The sequence below is a fragment of the Desulfosoma sp. genome (genome assembly GCF_052743555.1).
Genome location: NZ_JBRAHS010000015.1, coordinates 37,119 through 61,805 on the forward strand (window position 1 = coordinate 37,119; position 24,687 = coordinate 61,805).

Sequence of the window (24,687 nt, forward strand, 5' to 3'; positions counted from 1 at the left end):
TCTTGCTGGGTGTCCAAGAAAAAATTTCCCCTTCCACTGAAGCTTCACCTAAGAGATCAAATGTCAATGCCCTGGATTTACTACGCTTTCTGTGCCCATGTGTTCTGGCATAGCCCTTGCCACAGGCAATGCTCGGAATGGATGGCAAAAGATCAGGAGCGTGTCTGAGAATGCCTTTCGCCGGCGCATCTTAAAAGACGACTCCTGATCGCGCCTTGCGGTGCGCTTTTGAGTTTCAAGCTGAATCCCTGAAAGAAAAGGACGCACATGAAGGGACTTTCCGTCGGGCGAGCAGAACTTGTCAGTCGGTTTGTTGCCAAAGAGAGGCAAAGGATCAGCCGCTCTTTGGAATCTTCTACGTTTGCGTCGGCATTGCAGCAACAAAGCCAACTCCTGGGTGGGCCTTTTTCGAAAGGTCAACAAGGCCCCGTGGCTTCCGCTCAGGCTCCGAGGCTTTTCCTGAGTCTCGATCGAGTTCCTTCTTCGGGCTTCAAGAAGCGACTCGGGGGTGAAACAGCCGAGAAACCGCACCTGGAAGTGGCCGATCCGCTGCTGGTTCAGGAAATTCTTTCCCTGTTTTACGCGCCAGCGGATCAAACCAAAAAAGCCGCCACCCTCACTGGCGACGAAGGCGCCCTGGCGCTCGAGGAACTGATTGCGATGCTCGAACGCAGCTCCAACGAGCACCCCGCCGACTCTGGGCAAGAGCAGGTATCGGCTGAAGACTTTCGAAAGCTGCTTCGCGCCATTCGATGGTCCGACACCAAGCACAAAGCAGTGCCCAACGTGGATGGTTTTGCGTGGACCCTCGCTGATGACCGCCAGGACCTGGCAGCAACCCTGAAAAACCTTCTGGCTTCGGCAGAAGCGCAGCAAGCCTCTTTGGAAAAGGCTAAAAGCGGCGCCGCGGCCTCTTCGCCCCCCAGTGATAATGGAGATGTGCCCGATCGGATGGGCCCTCCCGGTGTCGCCGACGCCATTAAAGACGACTTTATGATGGACTCGGAATCCACGCCTTTCAGGCTATGGCACACCTCCAGTGACCAAGAAACTAGGCGGCCCGTGGATCGAGAAAACCCCCGCGGCGCAAAACTCAACGATGACCGAAAAACGCGCGGCACCGGTATGACCGCATCATTGGATTCCTGCGCCTTGGAGAGCCAAGAGCTGCAGGATCTGCAGACTTCAAAAAATGAAACGGGGATTGTTGCATCCGTTCAGCCGCCTGCCACAGAAAAAACCACCGGCATGGCGTCGATGCCTGCGCAGGCCCTTGCCCCACAGGTCGGGTCTTCGCCGCAAGGTTTTACTCAGCCATGGAGCCCTGTTTTCCACCTCACCGATCAATCTCAGCCAAATGCTGCGCAACCGCCTGAAACCCTCGCTGCGGAAATTGAACCGTTTCTATGGAACCGACCCGCTCCGCAGGATCTCCCGGCGGAAAAGCCCGGTCTTCTGGAAGAGCTTGGAGGACTTCCGGAAACCCCATCAGCGCCTCAGGTGAACGCAATGGTTTCCCGGCACCTCCTTTCCATGGACGTCGGCGGTGAGTTGGTGGAAGATTCTTCCCAGGTTTCGGACTCCCTGCCCGTCGAAGTGGTGCGAGATCTCTTTGAGATAAAGGGCGCTTTGGCGGGCGAAGACTTCAACGGCGCTCATTCCTCAGGCGAAAATGCTACGCCCTTTGGCGATCCTTCGCCTCCTTTTCATGAGGGGGACTTTCGTCCGTTATTCCAAGATTCTTTTGGCGGCCCCATCCTTTCTCCTTTCTCGCCAGCTTCGACCACCCCCAACAAAGCGTTGGAAACCCGCACAATCTTGTCCTTGGAACAGCCGGAATGGCCTCAGGAATTGGGCCACCGGCTTTCGCTTCTTTCGCGCGGCGGCAAAAACTCCATGACTCTAGAACTGCAGCCCGAAAGCCTTGGCAAGCTCCTTGTCAGGGTCGAAACCCACGGCACCCACGTCAGTGCTTTGGTTCAGACGGAACATCCGGTGGTGCGGGAAATTCTTCAGAGCAACACGGCCTCACTGCGGGACATTCTTGCGGACCACGGCTTGCAATTGATGCAATTTTCCGTGGATGTCCGCCACAGCAACACGCCTTTTTCTCGCGAAGACGACGCCCTGTGGCTGCCGAATGTTCAACCCGCCCCTGTCGCGGCGTCTTTGAACGAAAAACCCGAAGAAACCATGCCCACCCTGCACGTGATGGACGGCAATCCCGCCGCACTCCTAAGCGTCCGTGTGTAGGCAATCACGGAGGAAGATCATGGCCGTGGCATCCGTCCCCGCCTTGACCCAAGACGCCTTGGCCGCATCGGCCGCCAATATGGTGGGTGCGAGAAATCTGTCGGACATGAACTCTTTTTTGATGCTGTTTACAACACAGTTGCAGCATCAGGATCCCACGAATCCCATGGCCGCTTATGAAATGGCGGCCCAACTAGCCCAATTCAGCACCGTGGAACAGCTCACCAGGGTGAACACTCAGCTGCAGGCGCAACAAAATTACTTGATCTCCATCAACAACGCCATGGGCGTGCAACTGCTTGGAAAAACCGTTGTCGCTCAAGACAATCGTTTGCAACTGAAGGACGGCACGGTTTCTCGAGCCGGCTTTAATCTGGATAGCGCAGCCCAAGTGAAAGTGACCATAACCGACAGCGCCGGCAAGACGGTCCGTACCCTGACTTTGGCATCCCTCGAACCCGGCCGCCACGAATTCACTTGGGATGGCATGGATGATCAGGGCAAGGCCTTGCCGAACGGCACATACAGTTTTTCGGTGGAGGCCACGAGCGCTTCCGGGGAAACCATTCCTGTGCAGCCGCTGGTCACGGGGGAAGTTTGTGGATTTGTCATGGAGCAAGGCGTCAATTACGTGGTCTTGGATCACAATGGAGGACTGCGTGTGCCGGTGAGCTTCATCACCACCATCGAAACACCGCCGAAAGTCGATGAAACGGCGCAGGAGGCGGCGGTTTAGCGGTGTGCCAAGAGCGGGGTTTTCGAGGAGATCTGGATTCTCTGCTGAAGGAGCCCCGCGACGGGCAAAAAACAAGCCGCGGCACGCGTGGTTTTTACAATAGCGTGTTTGAAGAAATCGGACAAGCATGGGAGCAGACCACGTCGCTTTTTGGACGAAATCAACCAAAGATGCATAAGGAGGTTTCTTATGGGCATCAGTCAAGCCATGAACATCGGCGTCAGTGGACTTAACGCCAGCGCCACCGCTTTGACGGTGGTGAGCGACAACATCGCCAATGTGAACACCACGGCCTTTAAAGCGAACAGTGTGCGCTTTGGAGACCTCGTGGCGGGGTACTACTCCACCCTGTCCCAGGATTCGGACCGCGAGGGGTCGGGCACGGCCATTATGGGCATCGTCACGGAATTTGCCCAAGGTCCGCTCATCAGCACCACGCGCTGGTCCGACGTCGCCATTAACGGCGAAGGATTCTTCAGCCTTCAGGTGCCGGGAACCACCAAAGTTTACTATACGCGAGACGGCAGCTTTCACATGGACAAGGACGGTTATCTGGTCAACGAACTGGGCTATCGCGTGCTCAACCGGGATGGCAATGCCATCAAGGTGGACAATCCCAGTGATCCGAGTTTCAGCAATTACTATGTGGACAGCAACGGCCAAATTTGGGGGACGCCCACAGACCCTTCTCAAGTGGTGATCTATGCGGCTAACGCCAATCAATCACCCAAGGCCTATGGCAGCGTCTACATCAAGGATCCCGTCAACAGTAGTGACGTGACCATTACCCTCAATGACGGAACGGAACTGGTCTTAACGGTTGGCCAAAACAACACGTTTCACCTGCAATTCAACACCGACACTAACGGCGATGGCGAGATGGACGCTTTTCAAGGAGCGATCAATCTCTCGGAATTCTCCTTGACCGATGTGGACCTGGACGGCGATGGCACACCCGATCTCAACGGCATCAGCCCCGATGCCGAGCCGGGCTATTACACCATTGCTGATGTCAGCGCGACCCTTGCCAGTGGGAACAATTGGACTAAAGACAATTGGATGGCCACCTCCAACGACCCCCAGCCCGTTTTGAATGCGCAACTGCGCGTTTCCACCTTCGCCAACAATAACGGACTGATCCGCCAAGGCAACAACCTCTTCACCCAAGGCCCCGAGTCCAAGTTCCCCATTCACGGGACGGCCAATGACGGCATCCGCGGCAATGTTTTCAGTTCCACCATCGAAGGATCCAACGTGGATATCGCCCAGGAAATGGTGAACATGATCACGTACCAGGCCAGTTACAACGCCAATTCCAAAACCATCACCACCTCCGCCGACCTGCTGAACACCGCCGTCAACATGGTACGTTAACGAAGATTTTTCATATTGCATGGCAAAACCCCGGCCACGCCGGGGTTTTTTGTGTTCCGGGCCGATGCGGCCCAAGGAGGCCCTCCGAGAATGCAAGTTTTCGCCAGATGCGGCCTTGTAACTCATTAAAATTGTGAGCCCATAAGCCGAGACAGGCAAGTTCTCAGACTGGCTCCATGGAGCCTGTCTGACAATGGCTTTCCCGCGTCCTTTCGGCTCGATGCCGTCGAAGCGCCACAAGGCGCGATGATAAGGAATCGCGGCATGCGCCGCTCCTACCGAAGCTGTTCTCGGCCACGCTCTCCGGGACATCCTCTCGTCAATCCTTTGACGATGCTCAGGCTTCTCAACACCTAGAGGATTCCTTAAAACGGCCGTTTTGTTGTGTGCGTCCTCCTGGCGCGGGCCTTGCTATCGTAGGCGATGGCGGTCGCCGCCGAAGCTCAAGAATCACTGGACCCGGGGTTCGAACAACGAGGGGCGTGGAACTTTATGGACATTGCAACGATTGTGGGTATCGTTTCCGCCTTTGCTCTCGTGGTGGTTTCCATCATGATGGGAGGTAGTCTTGGCCTTTTCATCAATATTCCATCCGTCATGATTGTTTTCGGAGGCACACTCGGCGCCACCATGATTAATTACCCTTTAGCCGATGTGCTCAGCGTCGTGAAAGTTGTCAAAAACGTCTTTTTCACCAAAGTCTGGAGCACCCAAGAGGTGGTGGATCGTTTTGTGGAATTTGCCAACAAATCGCGTCGGGAAGGCATCCTCGCCTTGGAATCTGAGCTCCCGACCCTGAATGACCCTTTTCTGATCAAGGGATTGCAACTCACCATTGATGGTATGGAACCGGACGCTATCAGAGACATCATGGAAACCGAAATCTCCTACTTGGAAGAGCGGCACAAATCCGGTGCCGAAATTCTGACGACCATGGCCACGTTCTTTCCGGCCATGGGCATGATCGGCACCTTGATCGGCCTTGTGCAGATGCTGAGCACTATGAATGATCCCAGCACCATCGGGCCGGCCATGGCCGTGGCTCTTTTGACCACTTTTTATGGTGCCGTGGCAGCCAACCTGGTCTGCCTTCCCATGGCGGGCAAACTGAAAAAGCGAAGCCAAGAAGAAACTCTGGTCAAAGAGATGATCATCAGCGGCATTCTGAGTGTAGCCAATGGAGAAAACCCTCGAGTGATCGAACAGAAGCTGCACTCTTTCGTGGCGCCAAGCGCTCGAACAAGCCGGTTTGATTAGAAGCCTTTAGCACTGGATAAGGAGTCAGCTCATGGCGGCAAAGAAAAAGGAAAAGCAAGAACAGGCTCCCGACGTCGCGCAACAGCCCAAGAAGAAGTCTCCACTTATAAAAATACTTATCGTCGTTGTGGCTTTGGGGGCGCTGGGCTGGGGTGGTTTCTTCGCCTATACGAAGTTTTTCGCCAAGGAAACCACGCCTCAAGAAGTTGAGGCCAAGACAGAACCGGCGAAGGTCAACGTGAAAAGTCTTGAGACATTCTTGGTCAATCTGGCGGATCCGGGCGGAGAACGCTACCTCAAGGTGACCATGCAGCTAAGCCTCAACAACGAAAGTGTTTCCCAGGAAATCGACAGTCGCATGGCGGAGCTTCGAGACTCCATTCTGATGCTTCTGTCCAGCAAGGAATACGATGACATTTCCAGCCTCTCCGGAAAGCTGGCTCTCAAGAAGACTTTAATCAACAATTTGAATCGAGTTCTCAAGAAAGGCACAGTGCTGGACATCTATTTCACCGAGTTTCTGGTGCAATAGCGGCGGAACGGGGCCATGGAACAAGTCCTCTCCCAAGACGAAGTGGATGCCCTGCTCAAGGGGCTGAGCGACGGTGAAATCGAAGCGGAGACAGCAGCGCCGGCCGAGGAGCAGAGCGGCATACGGCCGTACGACCTCACGAGTCAGGACCGTATCATTCGCGGCCGCATGCCGACGTTGGAAATTATCAACGATCGTTTTGCGCGCGTCCATCGGGTGACCCTCTCCGGAGCCATGCGCAAGGTGGTGGATATCACGGTGACCCAACAGGAAATGATCAAATTTGGGGATTTCACGCGAACCCTTCCCGTGCCCACCAGCCTTCATGTACTCAAGATGGAACCCTTTCGAGGACACGTGCTTCTGGTCGTGGAAAGCCGACTGATTTTCAATCTGGTGGACTGCTTTTTCGGGGGATCGGGCCGCAGCAGCTTTAAAATCGAAGGCCGGGACTTCACGTCCATTGAAAACCGCGTCATCAACAAGGTGGTGCGCATGGCCCTCAAGGATCTGGAACAAGCATGGAACCCCGTGACGCCGGTGGCCTTCAAGTTCTTGCGCTCGGAAGTCAACCCGCAATTCGCCACCATTGTGCCGCCGACCGAGTTGGTGATTGTGGTCCACTACCAATTGGAAATGGATACAGTCATGGGCAAAATCATTTTGTGCCTGCCCTATTCAACCATCGAACCCATTCGGTCCAAACTGTCCGCCAGTTACCAAAGCGACCAGTTGGAAGTAGATTACTCCTGGACTCGGCGCTTCATTCGTCTGCTGCGGGAAATCCCTGTGCAGATCTGCGTGCATCTCGGGCGCACGAAAATCAAAGGACAAGACCTTCTGGGACTGGAAAAAGGCGACATCATCGTCTTGGACCAAGACGTGAACCACCCTCTGACGGTCAGCGTGGAAAAAGTACCCAAATACAAAGCTTATGCTGGCGTGCACAAGGGCAACCTCTCCGTGAAAATCGTCGATTTCATCACATCAACCTACGAATAGACGCATAAGGCAGGGAGTGAACCAATGGCTGATGCCAACGTCATCAAGGAATCCATTCAATTGGATCCCATGGAAGCGCCCCGGGTGTCCGCAGTCTCCACGGATGTCGCTTACAGCGAGGAAGGGGAAAGTGGAGCCGCCGCTCTCAAGAAGGACATTCGAGACCTGGAATTTATTCTGGACTTGCCGTTGGAAGTTTCCGTGGAATTGGGCCGAGCCAAAATACTTATTCACGATCTCCTGCAATTAGGGCAAGGGTCCGTGGTGGAATTGAACAAATTCGCTGGAGAACCCCTGGAGATTCTGGTCAACAATCGTCTGGTCGCCCGTGGAGAAGCAGTGGTCGTCAACGAAAGGTTCGGCGTGCGCATCACCGACATTGTCAGCCCCATGGAGCGGGTCAAACAGCTGGGATAATCCCATGGACTTTCCATTACAGATTCTCAAAACCCTCGGCGCCCTCGCTCTGGTTCTCGGTTTGCTCTGGGGAGCCACCTTCGCCTTTCGACGTTGGGGTCGAACATTCCTTAAGGCTTCGGACAAGGGATGGATCCACATCCTGGAACGGCGATACCTGGGGCCAAAGCATTCTCTGCTTCTCGTGCGCGTGGCGGAGGAAACGCTGCTTCTTGGCCTTTCCCCTCAGGGGCTTACCTATCTCACAGCCGTAGGTCTGCAGAGCCCCGGGCAAAGCAACGTCTTAGCGGCAAAGGACAGCGCTCCATGAGGCTTCGAAAAGCCATCTTCTTGCATGCCCTGATCGTGATCGCCTTGACGGCGACCTTATGGAGCCCCCAGGGGGCCTGGAGCGCCGATTTCAGCCTTCCGGCTTTTCGACTGCATTGGGATGAGCCTTCGGCACCTGAGCAGGTTTCCAGTGTGTTGAAGATCGTCTTTGTGCTCACCGTGATCTCCATCGCTCCATCCATTTTACTCTTAATGACCTGCTTTACGCGGATCGCGGTGGTCCTGTCCTTTTTAAGGACGGCCATGGGCACGCAGCAGGCTCCACCCAATCAGGTCATCGTGGGGCTCGCGCTGTTTTTGACCTTTTCCATCATGTGGCCCGTATGGCAGGAGATTCATCGGGAAGCCGTGGTGCCGTTGCAAAATCAGGCCATCGATGCCGACACCTTTGTGCAAAGGGCCGTCGACCCGCTTAAAGCCTTCATGATGAAACAAACGCGCCTCAAGGACCTGAAACTCTTCGTGTCCTTGACGCAACAGGAAAAGCCGCAAAACCCCAAGGATGTGCCCCTTGCAGCGCTAGTGCCCGCCTTTGTCATCAGCGAACTGAAAACGGCGTTTCAAATCGGCTTTCTGCTCTACATTCCCTTCCTGGTGCTGGATATGGTGGTGGCCAGTGTGCTGCTGTCCATGGGCATGATGATGCTTCCTCCGGTGATGATTTCCCTTCCCTTTAAACTCATGCTCTTTGTGTTGGTGGACGGTTGGAACCTTTTGATCGGTTCCTTGGTCAAGAGCTTCTCCTGAAGGACTTCTGCCCATGACGCAAGAATTCGTCATCGGTCTCGCCCGCCAGGCTCTGGAAACCATGTTAATGGTGAGTCTGCCTGTCTTGCTCACCAGCCTGGTGGTAGGTGTTTTAATCAGTTTATTTCAGGCCGTCACACAGATTCAAGAAATGACGCTGACGTTTGTGCCTAAGATCATCATCACCTTTTTATCCCTGCTCGTTTTCGGGGCATGGATGACCAGCCGCATGCTGTCCTTTACCCGCACTCTTTTGGAAAATATGCCCTACTGGATTCGCTGAAAGGGAAAAACACCGAGACGAGCCCATGGCGCCCAATGATTTCTCTTTCCATTGACCCCATACAGATTCGCATTTTCCTCAGCGTGCTTCTGCGCTTCAGCTTGGTGCTGTTTCTTCTGCCCGTCTTTCGCACTCGTCAAGTACCCACATCGGTCAAAGCTTGGGCCGTGTGGGCTCTGGCCGTGATGACCATGCCCGTCACCGCCCCCTTTGTGCCCCCCCTTCCCTTGGAACCCGTGGCCCTTCTGAACGTGATCTTTAGTGAACTCATCTATGCCACGCTCTTTGCCCTTTCCATGAACATCATCTACGGCGCCTTTCACATGGCCGGCCAACTCATTTCCTTTCAAATGGGCCTGGGCGTGGCGGAAGTGATTGATCCTCAGACGGGAAATCATGACGTTTTGCTGAGCCGATGGCTGCAAATTCTGGCCACGCTCTTTTTCTTTTCCATAGAAGGACATCTGGTGGTCCTTCGCACCTTTATGGAAAGCTTTCAGGCCGTGCCCATCGGAAGTTTTCTTCCCACACACAACATTCTGCACCACATGCTCGTTCTCTCAGGACGCCTCTTTGTCATCGCCTTGAAAATCGCCGCCCCCATTATGGCCTCCCAGCTTGTGCTGCAAGCCGGCTTCGCCGTGGTGACCAAGTTTTCCCCTCAGATTCATATCCTCATCGTGAGCTTTCCCATCACCATAGGGGTTGGCATCCTCTTTGCCCTCCTTTCCCTTTCGGAATGGGCCGGCTTCACGGCAAACACCCTGACCGAGCTGCTCAAGTTCTTTCGCGCCGTCGGCCTGTCCTGATGACGTCGATGCATTGACTTGAAGGCGTCAAGAATTCTTCCTATCCCCATAGGCAGGCAAAGGCATGGCGGGAGTCCAAGAAAGAACGGAAAAACCCACGGGAAAGCGCCTGGCGGAAGCCCGACGCAAGGGCAATGTGCCGAAAAGCCAGGAATTGACGGCCCTGACGGTGCTCAGTGTGGGCAGTCTAGTGGCCTGTGTGCAAGTCAAGGCTTTGCCGGGGCATTTTCGAGGACTTTTGGACAGGCTATGGGCTCAAGGGCTATGGGGTTCGAGCGACTGGAGCGCGGACGGTTCCTTGGTGGCCTGGATTTTTCTTATGTTTCTTCGCATGGTAGGCCCCGTCATGTTCTCAGTGCTGGTGGCTGTCGTGGCCGTTCATTTTGTGCAGTTCAAGGGTTTTCTGTTGGCGCCCGAAGCGCTCAAACCTAAGCTTTCCAAGTTGAATCCCCTGAACGGCTTCAAGCGGTTCTTTCAGCTGCGCATGGTGACGGAAACCGCAAAATCCCTTTTCAAGATTCTTCTGGTGGGCACTGTGCTTTACACGATCTTGGACAGCGAACAGCCGTCCTTTGGCGCCCTGGTCCACATGGATCTGGTGGACATGGGACGAGAGACGGGGCGGATTTTGTTTCGGTTCTTGTGGAAAGCCGGCGCGTTTCTCGTGCCTTTGGCGTTTTTGGATTTTTTGTATCAGCGCTGGCAGTACACCAAGGCTCTCATGATGACGAAGCAGGAAGTCAAGGAAGAGCACAAACAGGCCGAAGGAAACCCGCAGATCAAATCCCGCATCCGCTCCATTCAAAGAACGCTGGCCCGGCAACGTATGATGTCCAAGGTGCCCAAGGCCACGGTGGTGATCACCAACCCGACCCATTACGCCGTCGCCCTTTTTTATCAAGAGGGTCTGCAGGCCCCGAAGGTCGTAGCCAAAGGCATGAATCTGATCGCCCACACCATTGTGCGGCTGGCTCGTGAACATGGCGTTCCGGTGGTCCAGAATCCCCCTCTGGCACGCGCCTTGTATCATCAGGTGAAGCTGGAACAGGTCATTCCGGAAACCCTGTACCGGGCCGTGGCCAAAGTCCTGGCCTATGTGTATCAGCAACGTCGCCTTAAACCATAGGATGGAAAAAGGATGCCCGACTCCACGTCGTCCGCCGTCGCCCGTGTGCGTTGGAACTTAAAAAACTTCAGCGATGCCGATGCCATTTTAGGTATCGGGGTTGTGGCCGTTCTGGCGGTGATGCTTCTGCCCGTACCCAGCCCTGTGATGGACATCCTTCTCGCCATCAATATCTCTTTTGGTCTGCTCATCTTATTGACCACCATTTATACAGCCCGCCCCCTGGATTTCGGCATCTTTCCCACGCTGCTGCTCATCACCACCCTGTTTCGCCTGGCGCTGAACGTCGCCAGCACGCGCCTCATTCTTCTCAGAGGGGACCAAGGCACCGAGGCGGCCGGCCACATCATTCAAGCCTTTGGGGAATTCGTGGTCGGAGGCAACTACGTCATCGGGCTCGTCATTTTTGTCATTTTGGTCATCGTCAATTTCATTGTGATCACCAAAGGCACTGAACGTATTTCGGAGGTCGCGGCGCGATTCACTCTGGACGCCATGCCCGGAAAACAAATGAGCATCGATGCGGACCTCAACGCGGGACTCATTGACGAAAAGAAGGCTCGAGAGCGCCGCATGGAGATCATGAGAGAGGCGGACTTTTACGGAAGCATGGACGGCGCCAGTAAGTTTGTTCGCGGCGATGCCATGGCTGGCATTTTGATCACCTTGATCAACATTCTCGGTGGGTTTGCCATCGGCGTGTTGCAGCGTGGCATGGAATTGGTAGAGGCGCTCAAGGTCTATACCCTTTTAACTGTAGGCGACGGGCTCGTGTCTCAAATCCCTGCGTTAATCATTTCCACGGCGGCCGGAGTGTTGGTGAGTCGCGCCGAATTGGATCAAGGCATGGGTGAAGCCTTTAAGAAGCAATTGGCGTTGAGTCCCAAACCTCTTGGCATCGCCGGAGGCATGCTGTGCGCCTTGGCCCTGGTGCCCGGTTTTCCCTTTGTGCCCCTGGTTCTTGTCGGGGGAGGGCTTCTGGGGCTGTCCTATCAAAAGGCCCAACAGCGCAAGGTGAAAGCGCGCCAGGCCCAGCAGGTGGAAGCGGAAAAGAAAAAAGAGGACAAAACCGCTTCGGCCCTACCGCCTCCTTTGGACCTTCTGGAACTGGAAGTGGGCTACGGATTGATCCCCCTGGTGGACGGCGAGCACCCTTCGGATCTTCTCGGGCGCATTCGCTCCATTCGTCAGCAGCTGGCCATGGAATACGGCATCGTGGTGCCGTCTCTCCATGTGCGGGACAACCTGCAGCTCAAACCCTCCGAATACCGCCTTGTGCTCAAAGGAAACCCCATCGCCCGCGCGGAACTCATGCTGGGCCACCATTTGGCCCTGCCCACATCCGACCGTCAACCTTCCGTGGACGGCATTCCCACCAAGGACCCGGCCTTTGGCCTGCCGGCCCTTTGGGTGCCTGACCGAAACACGGACGCTGCCGCAAGGGCCGGTTACACCCTCGTGGATCTTTCCACGGTGGTCGCCACCCATTTGACGGAACTGTTCAAAAAATACGCCGATGAGTTTCTGACCCGCCAAACCGTCCAAAAGCTCCTGGACATGGTGGCTCAGTCGCAACCCAAGCTCATCGAGGAATTGACACCCAATCCGCTGCCCCTGGGAGTCGTTCAGAAAGTGCTTCAAAACCTGGTCCGGGAAAAAGTCTCCATTCGCGACCTCCAGACAATCTGCGAAACCCTGGCAGACCATGGGCCGATGACCAAAGACCCCGACATCCTCACCGAATACGTGCGCCAGGCCCTCGCCCGCACCATCACGCGGCCCTACGAAAAAGAAAACGGAAAGCTCTATGTGCTGACCGTGCACCCGCAGTTGGAAGAAAAGCTGGCGCAAAGCATTCAAAAAACCGAGCACGGATCCTTTCTGTCCATCGATCCTGAGCTGCTCAACAAAATCATTCAGTCCACCACCACGGAAGTGCAACGGGCCGCCAATGCCGGTCATCACCCCGTGATCCTGACATCCCCCATGGTGCGCCGACACCTCAAAAAGATCTTGGAACGCTTCTTGCCTGAAGTGGTGGTGATCAGCCACAGCGAATTGAGCCATCTGTCGGAAATTCAGTCCATCGGCATGATTCGAGGCGCTCATGCAGGTTAAGACCTTCATCGCTCCCACCATGCAACAGGCCTTGGAAATGGTCCGCAAGCACCTGGGATCCGATGCCATCCTCTTGGGCAACCGAAAGGTCAAGGATACGGACGGCAAGCCGTGCATTGAGATCACCGCCGCGGTGGATCGCGCCGGCCCAGGGAAAGCGAATGCAGCGCCCCAGTGGAAAGAAGAGGCCATGGCCCCCCTTCCAGACCCTGTTCTGCAGGAACAGCTGGAAGACATTCGCGGCCTGCTGACCTTGTTGCTTACGGGTAAAGACACCTTTGTGCGCCTGCAAAGCCACAACGCCCTCGCCGAACTTTTTCAACACCTGCTGCTTCGAGGACTGAGCGAGAAGACCGCCTTCACCCTTCTTCAAAATATTTTTTCCCGCTTTTCTCATGAGGCGCCATCCAAAAGTCAACTTTTGGACGCCTTTTCCTGTCAGATAGCTGACAGAGTGCGTATTGTGGACCCCCTTGCGGGCGTGGAAGACGAAGGCCAGGGCTCGAAAATGTATGTTTTTCTTGGGCCAACAGGCGTCGGCAAGACCACGACGCTGGCCAAGGTGGCGGCCTACCTCAAGGTGAAGCGTAAGGTTTCCATCGGACTGGTTTCCTTGGACACCTATCGCATCGGGGCCTTGGATCAACTGAAGACTTATGCGGACATTTTGGATGTGCCCTTGAAAGTGGCGCAAACGCGGTGGGAGCTGGTTTCGGCTCGGGAGGCGCTAAAAGAAAACCCCGTGGTGCTCGTGGACACCACCGGACGCAACTATCTGAACAGCCGGGCCATTGAGGATCTGGGGGACATCTTTCGAGATCTGGACGGGGTGTACTCTTTCCTGGTTTTGAGCGCCACGGCCAAGGACGAGGACGTACGGCATGTGATGCAGCGTTTTCGGCCGTTGGCTCCGCAGAGCCTTATTTTCACCAAAATTGATGAAACATTGACTCCGGGTACCATTGTGAACCCGCTGCTGCGTTTTTCGCTCCCCGTGTCGTACCTGGGGGTGGGTCAAAGGGTTCCTGAGGACCTGGTCAGAGCGACACACGAGCGCATAGTGGGTTTCTTTTTTCCGCGCGGCCAGTGGAGAGGTTGAGGAGAAAGGGAGGTTATGGATCAGGCGCTTGGACTTCGGAGGAAAATTTCATCTCGCGATCCCTGGGATGACGGTCGCCCTTTGAATGCCCCGTTTGAGGAGGTCACGGTGCGAACCCTTTCGGTCAGCAGCGGCAAAGGGGGTGTCGGCAAGAGCAATGTGGTGGTGAACCTGGCTGTGGCTTTGGATCGCTTGGGCCGCCGCGTGATGATTTTGGACGCCGACTTGGGTTTGGCCAACGTGGACGTTCTGTTGGGACTCACTCCCACCCACAACATCAGCCATGTCTTGGACGGCACGCGTCGGTTGGACGAGGTGCTTGTTCCTGGTCCCGGAAACATCCGCATCATGCCAGCCAGTTCCGGCGTGCAGCACCTCACGCAGCTCACTCAGGAACAGAAAATCCTTTTCGTGGATCTTTTAGACGATATGGAAACCGATGTGGACATTCTTCTCATCGATACCGGCGCGGGCATCTCGGACACCGTGCTCTATTTCAACGTGGCCGCTCAAGAAAAAATCGTGGTGGTGACGCCCGAGCCCACCTCTCTTACGGACGCTTATGCCTTTATCAAGGTCATGTTTACGCGGCACGGCGAACGCTTCTTTCGCATCCTCACCAACGCCGTGGCGGACGAAAAGGAAGGCCGGGCCGTGTTTCGCAAACTGAGCCGCGTTGCCGATCATTTTCTGGACGGCATTTCCTTGGACTACCTGGGCTGGATTCCCCGGGATCCCAGTGTCCCTGAAGCCGTGCGGCGTCAAAAGGCGCTTTTGGAGGTTTTTCCCGGAGCGCCGGCCTCCCGCGCCTTTGAGGACATTGCTCGACGACTCAACCGCGAAGCCCCGACCATGCCCAAGGGAACCATCCAATTTTTCTGGAAGCGACTTTTGAAGATGTGACAGACTGGAGTACTTCATGAATCCCATTGCCTCCCCGATCCCCTATGCGGACTCTAACCGAGCCGACGGCGTTCCGCTGGGATGCGCCGGTCGAGACGAGGCCGTCATCAAATACTACCCTCTCGTACGCTATACGGCCTATCGCCTGGCCGCTCGGCTTCCCAGCACCATCAGCATAGAAGATCTGTGCGCCGCCGGGGTGATCGGGCTCATGGACGCCATCGAAAAATTTGACCCGAATCAATCGGTTTCCTTTGAGAACTATGCCAAAATTCGCATCCGCGGTGCCATGCTGGATGAAATCCGTTCCATGGACTGGATTCCGCGATCGCTGCGGCAGAAGTCCTCGGAACTGGAAAAGGTGTGCTCCGCCCTAGAAAAAAAGCTGGGACGCTTTCCGGAAGACGAAGAAATCGCCGAAGCATTGGGTCTGGACCTTGAGGCCTATTTTGAACTTCTGGACAGCCTCAAGGGCCTCTCCTTTATCCCCGAGGATCTCAACGAATACATTCAAGAGAACCGAGAAGCGGCCCACCTGGCCACTGATCCTGATGAGACTTTCCAACACATTCACAAAAGTGAACTGCAGCGCATTTTGGCGCAGTGCATTGAAACCCTGAGCGAAAAGGAAAAGCTGGTTCTTTCCCTGTACTACTTTGAAGACCTGACCATGAGAGAAGTCGGTGCGGTCATGGGATACACGGAATCCCGCATCTCGCAGATTCATACCAAAGCGGTGCTCAAACTGCGCCTTCGGCTGCTCAAATGCCTCCATGCGGACGATCTTCCCGAGGGCCTCCACCCCTTAAGAAGGCACGAAGCCGAATCCAATAGCCGGCGCAAGACAAAGTAAACTTCAGGGAGGAGTTCCCCATGGCGGATGCGCATACAGAAACCACGCCCACAGCTGAATCGAAAAGCCCGTCTACGGGGCGGGACAACGTCTTTCTGGTGGAAAACGCCGACATGGATCTGGCCACACTCTTTGCCCATGTGGACAAGAAACCGGTCGCCCAGGAAGAGCCGGCCCCTGAGGCGAGTCCCGCGAAACCTGCGGTTCAGGCCCCCGAGGCGAATGCGGTCTCAATGCCTCTTCAAAAAGGGGTCGCCCCAAAGAAAGCGCTGTGGAAGCGGGCAACCGTCATCGGAACCCTGGCGAGCCTCGTGGTGGCCGCGGCAGGCGGCATGTTGGTTGACAAAATGCTGAAGCCACCGACAGCACAACGCCTTTTGAAAAATGCGGCGGTGGTGCGCCAGCCCATTGCTGTTCCAAGCGCCGTCGAGCGCATTGAGGTTTTTTTGTCGGCACAAGCCAAAGAAAAGGAAGAGCTGTTGTGCATGAACCTTGCCGTACACGCCAGCCGTCCCGACGCCGAAGCCGTGTTGTCCGAACTACGGGTCGCGTTGCGGGATGCCGTGTACGCCTTTTTGTCCCAGCAGCATCCGGAAAAAAACGTGAGGCGCTCTTGGTCTCCCATCGTGGAAAAAGAACTTCTGGCGGAACTGCAGCGGCGGTTTCCTCAGGCGGGGCTCGTCGCTGTGGAATTGGAAGACCTTCAGAGGATTTAGGAGCTCGTCCCACAGTGCTTTGGCTGCGTCCTTTCGGCTGCAGGCTGGAGGAGCGCCGCAAGGCGCGACGCAGTATCGCGGCCTGCGCTGCTCCTGCGCAAGGTATTCTCGAATGTGTTCCATAGAAGAACCTCTTGTCCGCGGTCCTTTCATGGGGGCACGCCGAAGGGGATGGGCGAAGCCACGTGGGCGCTTCTCCGTGGGGGATCCAACAGCCGACGCGCGGAGCGCGTCCCTTCGATACCAAGGGCCCGCTCGTCATATGGACACCCGGAGGGATGCGTTGCAGTCGGTCCAATTTTCCCAGCAACCGGCTTTTGCCGCTCCCCAATTTTACGAAGGGCTTAAAGGCTCTTCATTCAAAAGCGTAGGCGCCGGAAGGACTCGATCCGCACACCAGATGGCATGCAGAGCAATCTTGAACGAGCTTTCAGACTTTTCGGCATCTCGAGGCATTGAGCATGTGGAATCTGCTACAGCACAGTGATTGGCAGATCGTTGTTCAGCTCATCCTGGACGCGCTGCTACTGATTCTGGTCGCGAGTCTACTGTGGCATCAACGGCGCCAAAGCCCTTCATCCTCCTTGCCACACGCTCAGGTGATCGAATCCTTTGAACGCATTCTCGCTGAAACAAAGTCGCTCAGTGAGGAGTTCGACCGCAATCTACGGGAACGCGGACGCCTGATACAAAACGTCCTGGAGGCTCTGGATGCCAAGCTCTCGGAAGCGCACGCCATTCTGAAAACGCTCAATGAAGGCGCCGCACCACCGTCGGCTTCCACCACCAAGCCTGACCTGTCTTTCAAGACTTTGGTGGAAAAGATTCTTCAGCTTGCCGACGCAGGCCATTCCACGCAGGAAATCGCCGCACGCATCCATCGTCCCTTTGGAGAAGTGGAACTGATTCTCGGTCTCCACAGGTTGCAACAAAAAAAGTGACCATCCGCAATGTGGGTGCGGCGCCGGCCGCCAAACCTTTCGGTGCCTTGCGGGGCTTCGATGAACCGACGCCACAAGGCGCACCGCCTGAAGCCCGTCTTTTAAACCCAACTTTTTCCGCATCCATAGTTTTCAGAGAACGCGGTGTTGAAGACAATGCCCCTCGCCGCCATGGCCTCGGACCTCTCCAGTCTAGGACCCAGTGTGTTCGGCAAAGAAAAGCGGGCCGATTTGGCACCGGGGTTGCTTGCCTTGCTCTATGAAAGGAGTCAGCCCATGCGACTTAGTCCCTACACATCGGTTCTCGGATCCATTCAGCAGGAAAAACGCATAGAGGTCATCGCCAATAATTTGGCGAACGCGGCCACACCCGGCTACCGCAAAGTGGGGGCGCGGTTTGAAAACTTCATGGAGCTCCAAACCTACACGCAGACGGCCCAAGGCCCTGTGCGCCGCACGGGCAATCCCATGGACGTGGCCATTAACGGCGAAGGCTATTTTCGCATCCAAACCGATCGAGGCGAACGCTACACGCGTGCCGGAAATTTGACACTCGACGCCCAGGGGCGACTGGTGACACCGGAAGGATGGCCGGTCCTGGGGCAAGGCGGCATCATTCAGCTGAAAAGCTCGCAGATTCGCATCGACGCGTCGGGTCAAGTCTATGACAGAGACAATATGGTGGACACTCTGGACGTGGTAGCCTTTGCCCCCAATGTGCGTTTGGTCCACGACCAACGGAATCTGCTCAGACCGTCGGACCCCAACGCCTTTCCCATGCCGGCGCAAAATTACACTCTGGAACAGGGAGCCTTGGAAGGGGCAAATTTTTCCGCCGTCCAGGAAATAACGTCCATGATTGAGACCCTGCGCGTTTTTGAAGCGAACCAAAGGGTGATGAAAATGCATTACGACAAAGATCAACAGTTGATCAATCAATTGGCCAAATCTTAAGGGAGGCAAGCTCAGCCATGATGCGAAGTCTGTGGACGGCGGCGACGGGTATGGACGCGCAGCAACTGAACATGGACGTGGTGGCACATAACTTGGCCAACGCCAACACCACGGCTTTTAAGAAGAGCCGCGCGAATTTTGAGGATCTCATGTACCAGAATTTGATTCCTCCGGGGGCCGAAACAGGAGCCGCCGCAAGAATTCCCGTGGGCATTCAAATCGGCATGGGTGTCAAGACCGCCTCGGTCCAAAAGATCTTCACTCAGGGAAACTTCACGGAAACGGGAAATCAACTGGATCTGGCCATTGAGGGCAAGGGCTTTTTCAAGGTGCTTCGAGGGGCGGACGAGGTGTACACGCGCGCCGGCACCTTCAAGCTGGATGCGGAGGGTTACCTGGTCGACGGGGAGGGAAACCGTCTGCAACCGGAAGTCAGCATTCCCCGCGAGGCGGTGACGGTCAACGTGGATCCTCGAGGAACCCTCAGCGCTTTTGATCAAAACGGCACACTGCTCGCCTCGGTGAACATCACCCTCTATGACTTTCCCAACCCGGCCGGTTTGCTGAGTCTGGGAAAAAACTATTTTGCGCCTTCGGAAGCGTCGGGAGAAGCCGTGGAAGGGCAGCCGGGCACTGAAGGTTACGGCACATTGCTTCAAGGTTTTCTGGAAAGCGCCAACATCAATGTGGTGGAGGAAATGGTGAACATGATTGCCGGCCAAAGGGCGTACGAAGCCAATTCCAAAGTCATTCGCACAGCGGATGAAATGCTTCGCATCGCCAACAGCGTGGCTTCGTGAGGTCTTGGGGCGGGACAACGGGCGGCACGAAAGACGGAGATGTGATGAAAGTTTCAGCGATCCCTCTTGTGTTCTTTGGAATGTTCCTGGGTGGTTTTCAGGCGGCGGCATTCCAGGAAACTGCGGGCTCGGCTTCGAACTCGCCGACAATGCCTTTCGTCATTGAGCTTCGTTCCGTCGTGGAAACATCGCGGGAAACTTTGACACTTTATGACCTGCTGGAAAATCCGCAAGCCGTGCCGCCCGAATGGATTCGCACTTTCCAAGGCATTGCTCTCGGACCGAGCCCTTCCGTAGGGGCGGAAAAGACGGTGCGCACCAATCAACTGGGTCCTTATCTTATGAAACTTCTTGCCTCCCTAGGCGTGCAACCGGAGTCGGTTGATTTATCCATTCCCGAACGAATCGTGCTGCGCCGAAAGGCGGCGGCCCTGAATACGGAAATCATCGAAGATCTTTACCGAGCCTACATCCGCGACCACGCTCCGTGGGACACCTCAGAGATGGAAATTCGCGATATCGTGATTTCCGGTCTGGCCCCGATGCCCGACGGCCATGTGACGCATGAGATCGAAGCCCCCCAGCACACGTCCTTTGTCGGCGTTGTGCCTTTGACCATGCATTTTTTTGTGGACGGTCAAAGAGTTCGAAGCCTGCGTGTGGCCGGAAAAATCCTCGTTCGTCGCACGGTCCTTTTTGCCACTCAAAATCTTCGCAGGGACACGGTGCTGGGACCGGAACATGTGGAATTCCGTGAAATGGTGGTGAGCGATCCCGAAAGAATCTATGCCACGCGCTTGGAAGACGTGGTGGGCCACAGGGTCGTCCGTCCCGTCAGGGCTTGGCAGCCACTGGAAATGGCTTTCTTGGACAAGCCCTTGTGCATCACAACGGGAAAACCGGTGACCATCATTTACCAAGAAGGCTCCTTGAAACTTTCCGCCAGAGGAGAATCCAAGGACAACGGAGCGCAGGGGGATTGGATTCGTGTGGTGAACGTGGCGTCCCAAAAGACGGTCAAGGCTCGGGTTGTGGACGAAGCCACCGTCACCTTAACTCCTTGATTCTGCTAGGCGGCCTTTAAAGGCAAAGTGAGAAACCCATGAAGCGAAAACGCGACACACGCAGGGCGCCGTCGACGATGTTGAGCCTGTGGGCTTGGCTGTGGCTCGGAATCGCTGGATTATGGGGATGTGCCACGCCGCACGACACCGTGCACCATCCTTCGGTCGCCTCGCCACTGCCACCGGTTCCTTCTCCCCCGGCCCTGCCGCAAGAGTGGGCCCCTCCCTCCACCGACCAGGCGCCGCCCAAGCCTGTTCCCACAGGATCCTTGTGGAGTGCTCGCCAGGAATCTCTGTTCCAGGACATCAAGGCCCATCGTATCGGGGATATTGTCACCATTATGGTCAGCGAACAGTCCAAGGCATCAAAGGAAGCCGCCACATCCACGAGCCGGGTGCGCGAACTCAAGGGTGAAGGGAGCTTTATGGGGTTGAGCACGCCTTCCCAGACGATTCTTCAACCGGTGAACAAGACGGGCTATGGGCTGAGCTTTGACAGCACCTTTACGGGAAAGGGCAGCACCAAGAAGGCGGATTCCATGACGGCTTACATGACGGCCACGGTCACGGAGATTCTTCCCAACGGCAATCTGGTGATTCGCGGATCCCGATGGACCAAGGTCAATGACGAACTGCAACAGATTGTGCTCGAAGGGGTGGTGCGCCCCATGGACATCACCCGGGACAACACGGTGCTGTCACAAAACATTGCCGAAGCCAAGATCTTTTTCGTGGGCAAAGGTCCGATCAGCCGTCATCAAAAGCCGGGCTTCCTGGGCCAGCTTCTGGATATGGTGTTGCCTTTCTAAAGAGGAGGCCTTTTTCGCCATGAAACCACCGTGCGGGATTGCGGCCGTTGTCGGATGCCTGCTCATGGGCCTCGTTCATAACGCGCACAGCGTGCGCATCAAGGACGTGGCGCGTTTTATGGGGGCTCGTTCCAATGCGCTGGTGGGCTATGGGCTGGTTATCGGTTTGAACGGCACGGGCGACAACAACAAGACCCAGTTCACCACCAGCACCCTGGCCAACTTTCTCGATCGCATGGGCATTCACGTGGACCCGGACAGTATCAAGGTCAAGAATGTAGCGGCCGTTATGGTGACCGCCAAACTCCCCCCCTTTGCCCGTAATGGAACCAAGCTCGACGTGCAGGTGTCTTCCATCGGTGACGCCAAGAGCCTGGAAGGGGGTACGCTGCTCATGACCACACTGCAAGGTCCCGACGGCCAAGTGTACGCTGTGGCCCAGGGGCCGGTGTCCACGGGCGGGTTTTCCGCTTCCGGAGCCAGCGGCAGTTCGGTGCAAAAAAACCATCCCACAGTGGGCTTTATCTCTCAGGGGGCCGTGGTGGAACGCGAATTTTCCGTAAGCCTCGAGGACCTGAACCGACTGGATCTGGTCTTGAACACCCCGGACTTTTCCACGGCTGATCAAACGGCGCGGCAAATCAATTTGGCTCTGGGCGGACCTTATGCCCGGGCCGTGGACGGCGCCACCATTCAATTGGATGTCCCTCCATCCTATCGATCCGACGTGGTGAGTCTCATGTCCCAGGTGGAAGCTTTAGAGATCCGGCCCGATACCGCCGCCAAAGTGGTCATCAATGAACGCACGGGCACCATCGTGCTCGGAGAAAATGTGCGCATCTCGCCGGTGGCCGTCGCCCATGGCAACCTGACGGTGCAGATCAGCGAACGGCCCGCCGTTTCCCAGCCCTTGCCCTTCAGTCAGGGCCGAACCGTCGTCACGCCCCAGTCCACGGTGCAGGTTCAGGAAGGCAAGGGGTCCATCAACGTCGTGGGCGGCGGTGCCACCATCGGGGAAGTCATCAAAGGCTTGAACGCCATTGGAGCCACCCCCCGCGATATCATCACCATTCTTCAAGCCATCAAAGCTGCAGGAGCTCTCCATGCCGAACTCGAAATCATCTAAAAGAAACACATCCGGCGGAGACGAAGGGCCGCCAGCCGAAGGCTGGCTCACCACCTACTGCGATCTTTGCACGCTTCTGCTGACCTTCTTTGTCCTTCTTACGAGCATGTCCGTGCTGGACAACACGCGACAGAAACAAGCCCTCAATTCCCTCTTGGGGGCCTTTGGTTTCTTGCCTGGAGGTCGTACGGCCATCGGAACACCCGAGGGCATAGATATCAGCGAATTTGAAGCCCCCATGGAAACCAAAGCCCTCGACTTTGATGTGCTTCGAGAAGTGACCATGAAAAACGAACTGGACAGAGAGGTGGAAATCATCAAGAAAGATGAAAGCCTTACCATCGTCCTGCACCAGAAAATCCTCTTTGAACCCGGCTCCTTTGACCTGAAACCCGCAGCCCGCACGTACCTGTCGCAACTCATTCCCTATCTGGCTCGCGACTCCCGGGAAATCGAAATCGGCGGACACACGGACCGCTTTGAAAAAATCGAGGATCCCCACTGGGAAAAGTCTTCCTGGATGATTTCTACCAAAAGGGCCATGGCCGTGTACCACTTCCTTTTATTCCAAGGGCTGGATCCCAAGCGCGTGAGCGCGCATGGGTTCAGCTACGAAAACCCCTTGGTGGACGGCACGCAATACCCCCATCTTCGAGATAGAAATCAACGAGTGGAAATCACTCTGACCTACAGCCGCCATCTGCCGGCTAGTCTGGTGCACGAAGACCCCAAGGCTAGCCCTTATTTTAATTACAAGAACTTCTTCTTTCGGTTGTTCCCCATGCCGGAAAAGAGTTCGCAGACCCAGAACACAACACCCGCCGCGGCCACGCGGAAAACTCATGAGCGCGGGTAAAAAGAGGCGTCAACCATGGCGAGGAAAAAGAAGAAGGCGGAAAGTGAAGGGGGCAGCGCATCGTGGATGGTGACTTTTTCCGACTTGTCCACGCTGCTTCTGACCTTTTTCGTTCTGCTGTTGAGCATGTCGTCTTTGAACGAAAAAGCCATTCGCAGCACTTTTCAAAACTTCGACAAAACCAGCGGCATTCTCTTTTTTAAAGAAAGGCAAAAAGTCCGCAAGAATCCCGATATGGTCATGCAAGACCTCATCAAAAGCGTTAAGAGTGTGTACATTGCGGATGTGCGCCGGTTGGACGAGGTCTCGCAGACTCCGTGGAAAAAAGACTTCAAGCTGCTCGTCTCTTCCGGAAACGCCTTGTTGGTGAAAAAAAGGTGGAGCCCTGGGGACTTTTCGTTCATCTTCGGCGATCAGCTGCTTTTCGAAAGCGGCAGCGCCACACTGAAACCCAGCGCCTATCCCATACTCGACAAATTCGCCCGCTTTCTGAACGAGGCCTCCTACAAGGCGTATGTGGACGGCCACACGGACGATGTTCCCATTAAGGGACCCGAGTTTTCTTCCAACGAGGATCTGGCTCTGGCTCGAGGGTACGCGGTTCTCAACTATTTGAGCACTCAAGGAAAGGTCCCTTCCACGAAATTGGCCTTGGCCGGCTACGGCGACACGCAGCCCCTGGCGCCCAACAACACGCTGGAAGGACGCCAATTGAACCGTCGCGTGGAAATTATTTTTGAAAAAATCAAGTAAAGGAACATCCATGACATCGATCCACGGCCTTCGTGAAACACAGTCTTTTGCCCCAAACGAAAGCCTCGATAAAGAAAAAGAGAGGCTCAAACAGGCCTGCACGGATTTTGAGAGCTTGCTGACCGCGCAGCTGGTCCAGTCCATGCGGCTTTCGGTGCTTCGTGATGAAGAACCGGATCACGCCATGGGGATCTACGAATCCATGCTGGATGAGGGGCTGGCCCATGTGTGGAGCCGCCAGGAATCCCTCGGCATCGCCCAATGGCTGTACCGGTCTCTGGAACCACTGGTGCCATCCAGGAAGAAGTGAGCGTTTCCCTCGGCACATACACTCAAGTTTTCGCCGCATTGTGCCGATGATACGTTATGGAATCGTCGAAAATCTAAGGATCAATGGAGAAGCAGCCATGGCATCAACCGCCCGGCAGCAAGCCTTCAGCTGGGAGACGTTGCGGGACCTGTCGCAACGGTTGCTTGAACTGGTGCAGCAGGAGACGCAGATTTTGGCCCGAAAGGATCACGGCGCCTTGTGGCAGCTGCTTCCTGAAAAAGAGATGCTGGCCCGCCGCCTCGCCAACACCCTTGGCCCCTTGAGCCAAGAGGCCCAAGCGTTCGCGCACACCCTGGAAGCACGGGCCGTGCGCCGTCAGGTACAGGAAACGCTTCGGCGCATCGAAGCCGTCAATGAAGCCAACGGCCGCTCTATTGCGGAACTTCTCTCCATTCACCAAGAACTCCTTTCCCTTCTGGTGCCTCAAACCTACGGCCGGGAAACCCATAGAGCCCTTCCCGCCATCAAGGGATGCGGCCTCAGCACGGAGGCATAGCC

General features: G+C 55.8%; 26 protein-coding genes and 1 pseudogene. All 27 read left to right on the plus strand.

Annotated features, from left to right (window positions below):
• The first annotated feature begins 429 nt into the window (after nucleotides 1-429).
• Nucleotides 430-2,253, plus strand: coding sequence for a flagellar hook-length control protein FliK (locus tag ACUVSA_RS10755; RefSeq protein ID WP_445894808.1), 1,824 nt, complete (start codon nucleotides 430-432; stop codon nucleotides 2,251-2,253).
• Nucleotides 2,254-2,272: 19 nt separating this feature from the next.
• Nucleotides 2,273-2,989: a flagellar hook assembly protein FlgD gene (locus ACUVSA_RS10760; RefSeq protein WP_445894809.1), complete on the plus strand. Its 717-nt coding sequence runs from the start codon at nucleotides 2,273-2,275 to the stop codon at nucleotides 2,987-2,989.
• 189 nt (nucleotides 2,990-3,178) lie between these two features.
• Entirely contained in the window at nucleotides 3,179-4,363 is a 1,185-nt protein-coding gene (locus ACUVSA_RS10765) for a flagellar hook-basal body complex protein (protein WP_445894810.1), read from the plus strand.
• A gap of 492 nt (nucleotides 4,364-4,855) precedes the next feature.
• Nucleotides 4,856-5,620 carry a motility protein A gene (locus ACUVSA_RS10770; RefSeq protein ID WP_445894811.1) on the plus strand — a complete coding sequence of 255 codons (765 nt, stop codon included), beginning with the start codon at nucleotides 4,856-4,858 and terminating at the stop codon, nucleotides 5,618-5,620.
• A gap of 31 nt (nucleotides 5,621-5,651) precedes the next feature.
• Nucleotides 5,652-6,152 (plus strand): flagellar basal body-associated FliL family protein, encoded by a 501-nt coding sequence (locus ACUVSA_RS10775; RefSeq protein WP_445894812.1) that lies wholly within the window; start codon nucleotides 5,652-5,654, stop codon nucleotides 6,150-6,152.
• Between the two features lie 15 nt (nucleotides 6,153-6,167).
• Nucleotides 6,168-7,154 (plus strand): flagellar motor switch protein FliM, encoded by a 987-nt coding sequence (gene fliM, locus ACUVSA_RS10780; protein WP_445894813.1) that lies wholly within the window; start codon nucleotides 6,168-6,170, stop codon nucleotides 7,152-7,154.
• A gap of 159 nt (nucleotides 7,155-7,313) precedes the next feature.
• Nucleotides 7,314-7,571 (plus strand): annotated as a pseudogene (gene fliN / locus ACUVSA_RS10785) (flagellar motor switch protein FliN); the annotation flags it as partial.
• 4 nt (nucleotides 7,572-7,575) lie between these two features.
• Nucleotides 7,576-7,881, plus strand: coding sequence for a flagellar biosynthetic protein FliO (fliO, locus tag ACUVSA_RS10790; RefSeq protein WP_445893150.1), 306 nt, complete (start codon nucleotides 7,576-7,578; stop codon nucleotides 7,879-7,881).
• Nucleotides 7,878-8,648: a flagellar type III secretion system pore protein FliP gene (gene fliP / locus ACUVSA_RS10795; protein ID WP_445894814.1), complete on the plus strand. Its 771-nt coding sequence runs from the start codon at nucleotides 7,878-7,880 to the stop codon at nucleotides 8,646-8,648. The genes fliO and fliP overlap by 4 nt, the downstream gene beginning before the upstream one ends.
• Nucleotides 8,649-8,661: 13 nt before the next feature.
• On the plus strand, nucleotides 8,662-8,931 hold the full coding sequence (fliQ, locus tag ACUVSA_RS10800; RefSeq protein ID WP_445894815.1) for a flagellar biosynthesis protein FliQ: 270 nt from the start codon (nucleotides 8,662-8,664) through the stop codon (nucleotides 8,929-8,931).
• Nucleotides 8,932-8,966: 35 nt separating this feature from the next.
• Nucleotides 8,967-9,740, plus strand: coding sequence for a flagellar biosynthetic protein FliR (locus ACUVSA_RS10805; RefSeq protein ID WP_445894816.1), 774 nt, complete (start codon nucleotides 8,967-8,969; stop codon nucleotides 9,738-9,740).
• A 64-nt stretch (nucleotides 9,741-9,804) separates the two neighbouring features.
• On the plus strand, nucleotides 9,805-10,866 hold the full coding sequence (gene flhB / locus ACUVSA_RS10810; protein WP_445893154.1) for a flagellar biosynthesis protein FlhB: 1,062 nt from the start codon (nucleotides 9,805-9,807) through the stop codon (nucleotides 10,864-10,866).
• A 12-nt stretch (nucleotides 10,867-10,878) separates the two neighbouring features.
• Nucleotides 10,879-12,984 carry a flagellar biosynthesis protein FlhA gene (gene flhA, locus ACUVSA_RS10815; protein WP_445893155.1) on the plus strand — a complete coding sequence of 702 codons (2,106 nt, stop codon included), beginning with the start codon at nucleotides 10,879-10,881 and terminating at the stop codon, nucleotides 12,982-12,984.
• Nucleotides 12,974-14,083, plus strand: a complete 1,110-nt coding sequence (gene flhF, locus ACUVSA_RS10820) for a flagellar biosynthesis protein FlhF (RefSeq protein ID WP_445894817.1) — start codon at nucleotides 12,974-12,976, stop codon at nucleotides 14,081-14,083. Before flhA ends, flhF begins: the two co-directional genes overlap by 11 nt.
• Before the next feature lie 15 nt (nucleotides 14,084-14,098).
• Complete coding sequence (locus tag ACUVSA_RS10825; protein ID WP_445894818.1) at nucleotides 14,099-14,986, plus strand: MinD/ParA family protein; 888 nt, start codon at nucleotides 14,099-14,101, stop codon at nucleotides 14,984-14,986.
• Nucleotides 14,987-15,002: 16 nt separating this feature from the next.
• The gene (locus tag ACUVSA_RS10830; RefSeq protein WP_445893033.1) at nucleotides 15,003-15,839 is read left to right on the plus strand and encodes a FliA/WhiG family RNA polymerase sigma factor; all 837 of its coding nucleotides are present in this window, start codon (nucleotides 15,003-15,005) and stop codon (nucleotides 15,837-15,839) included.
• Nucleotides 15,840-15,859: 20 nt separating this feature from the next.
• A complete protein-coding gene (locus ACUVSA_RS10835) occupies nucleotides 15,860-16,555 on the plus strand; it encodes a hypothetical protein (protein WP_445894819.1) in 696 nt (231 codons plus the stop codon).
• 461 nt (nucleotides 16,556-17,016) lie between these two features.
• Nucleotides 17,017-17,496 (plus strand): hypothetical protein, encoded by a 480-nt coding sequence (locus tag ACUVSA_RS10840; RefSeq protein ID WP_445894820.1) that lies wholly within the window; start codon nucleotides 17,017-17,019, stop codon nucleotides 17,494-17,496.
• Nucleotides 17,497-17,667: 171 nt separating this feature from the next.
• Nucleotides 17,668-18,450, plus strand: a complete 783-nt coding sequence (locus ACUVSA_RS10845) for a flagellar hook-basal body protein (RefSeq protein ID WP_445894821.1) — start codon at nucleotides 17,668-17,670, stop codon at nucleotides 18,448-18,450.
• A 17-nt stretch (nucleotides 18,451-18,467) separates the two neighbouring features.
• Entirely contained in the window at nucleotides 18,468-19,250 is a 783-nt protein-coding gene (flgG, locus tag ACUVSA_RS10850) for a flagellar basal-body rod protein FlgG (protein WP_445894822.1), read from the plus strand.
• Nucleotides 19,251-19,399: 149 nt separating this feature from the next.
• Nucleotides 19,400-20,314 (plus strand): flagellar basal body P-ring formation chaperone FlgA, encoded by a 915-nt coding sequence (gene flgA, locus ACUVSA_RS10855; protein ID WP_445894823.1) that lies wholly within the window; start codon nucleotides 19,400-19,402, stop codon nucleotides 20,312-20,314.
• Between the two features lie 38 nt (nucleotides 20,315-20,352).
• Nucleotides 20,353-21,123, plus strand: a complete 771-nt coding sequence (locus tag ACUVSA_RS10860) for a flagellar basal body L-ring protein FlgH (RefSeq protein ID WP_445894824.1) — start codon at nucleotides 20,353-20,355, stop codon at nucleotides 21,121-21,123.
• 19 nt (nucleotides 21,124-21,142) lie between these two features.
• Nucleotides 21,143-22,249 (plus strand): flagellar basal body P-ring protein FlgI, encoded by a 1,107-nt coding sequence (locus tag ACUVSA_RS10865; RefSeq protein ID WP_445894825.1) that lies wholly within the window; start codon nucleotides 21,143-21,145, stop codon nucleotides 22,247-22,249.
• A complete protein-coding gene (locus tag ACUVSA_RS10870) occupies nucleotides 22,227-23,105 on the plus strand; it encodes an OmpA/MotB family protein (RefSeq protein WP_445894826.1) in 879 nt (292 codons plus the stop codon). Before ACUVSA_RS10865 ends, ACUVSA_RS10870 begins: the two co-directional genes overlap by 23 nt.
• A 15-nt stretch (nucleotides 23,106-23,120) precedes the next feature.
• Nucleotides 23,121-23,858, plus strand: a complete 738-nt coding sequence (locus ACUVSA_RS10875) for an OmpA/MotB family protein (protein ID WP_445894827.1) — start codon at nucleotides 23,121-23,123, stop codon at nucleotides 23,856-23,858.
• 10 nt (nucleotides 23,859-23,868) lie between these two features.
• The gene (locus tag ACUVSA_RS10880; protein ID WP_445893023.1) at nucleotides 23,869-24,168 is read left to right on the plus strand and encodes a rod-binding protein; all 300 of its coding nucleotides are present in this window, start codon (nucleotides 23,869-23,871) and stop codon (nucleotides 24,166-24,168) included.
• A 97-nt stretch (nucleotides 24,169-24,265) separates the two neighbouring features.
• Nucleotides 24,266-24,685: a flagellar export chaperone FlgN gene (flgN, locus tag ACUVSA_RS10885; protein ID WP_445894828.1), complete on the plus strand. Its 420-nt coding sequence runs from the start codon at nucleotides 24,266-24,268 to the stop codon at nucleotides 24,683-24,685.
• The last annotated feature ends 2 nt before the right edge of the window (nucleotides 24,686-24,687 follow it).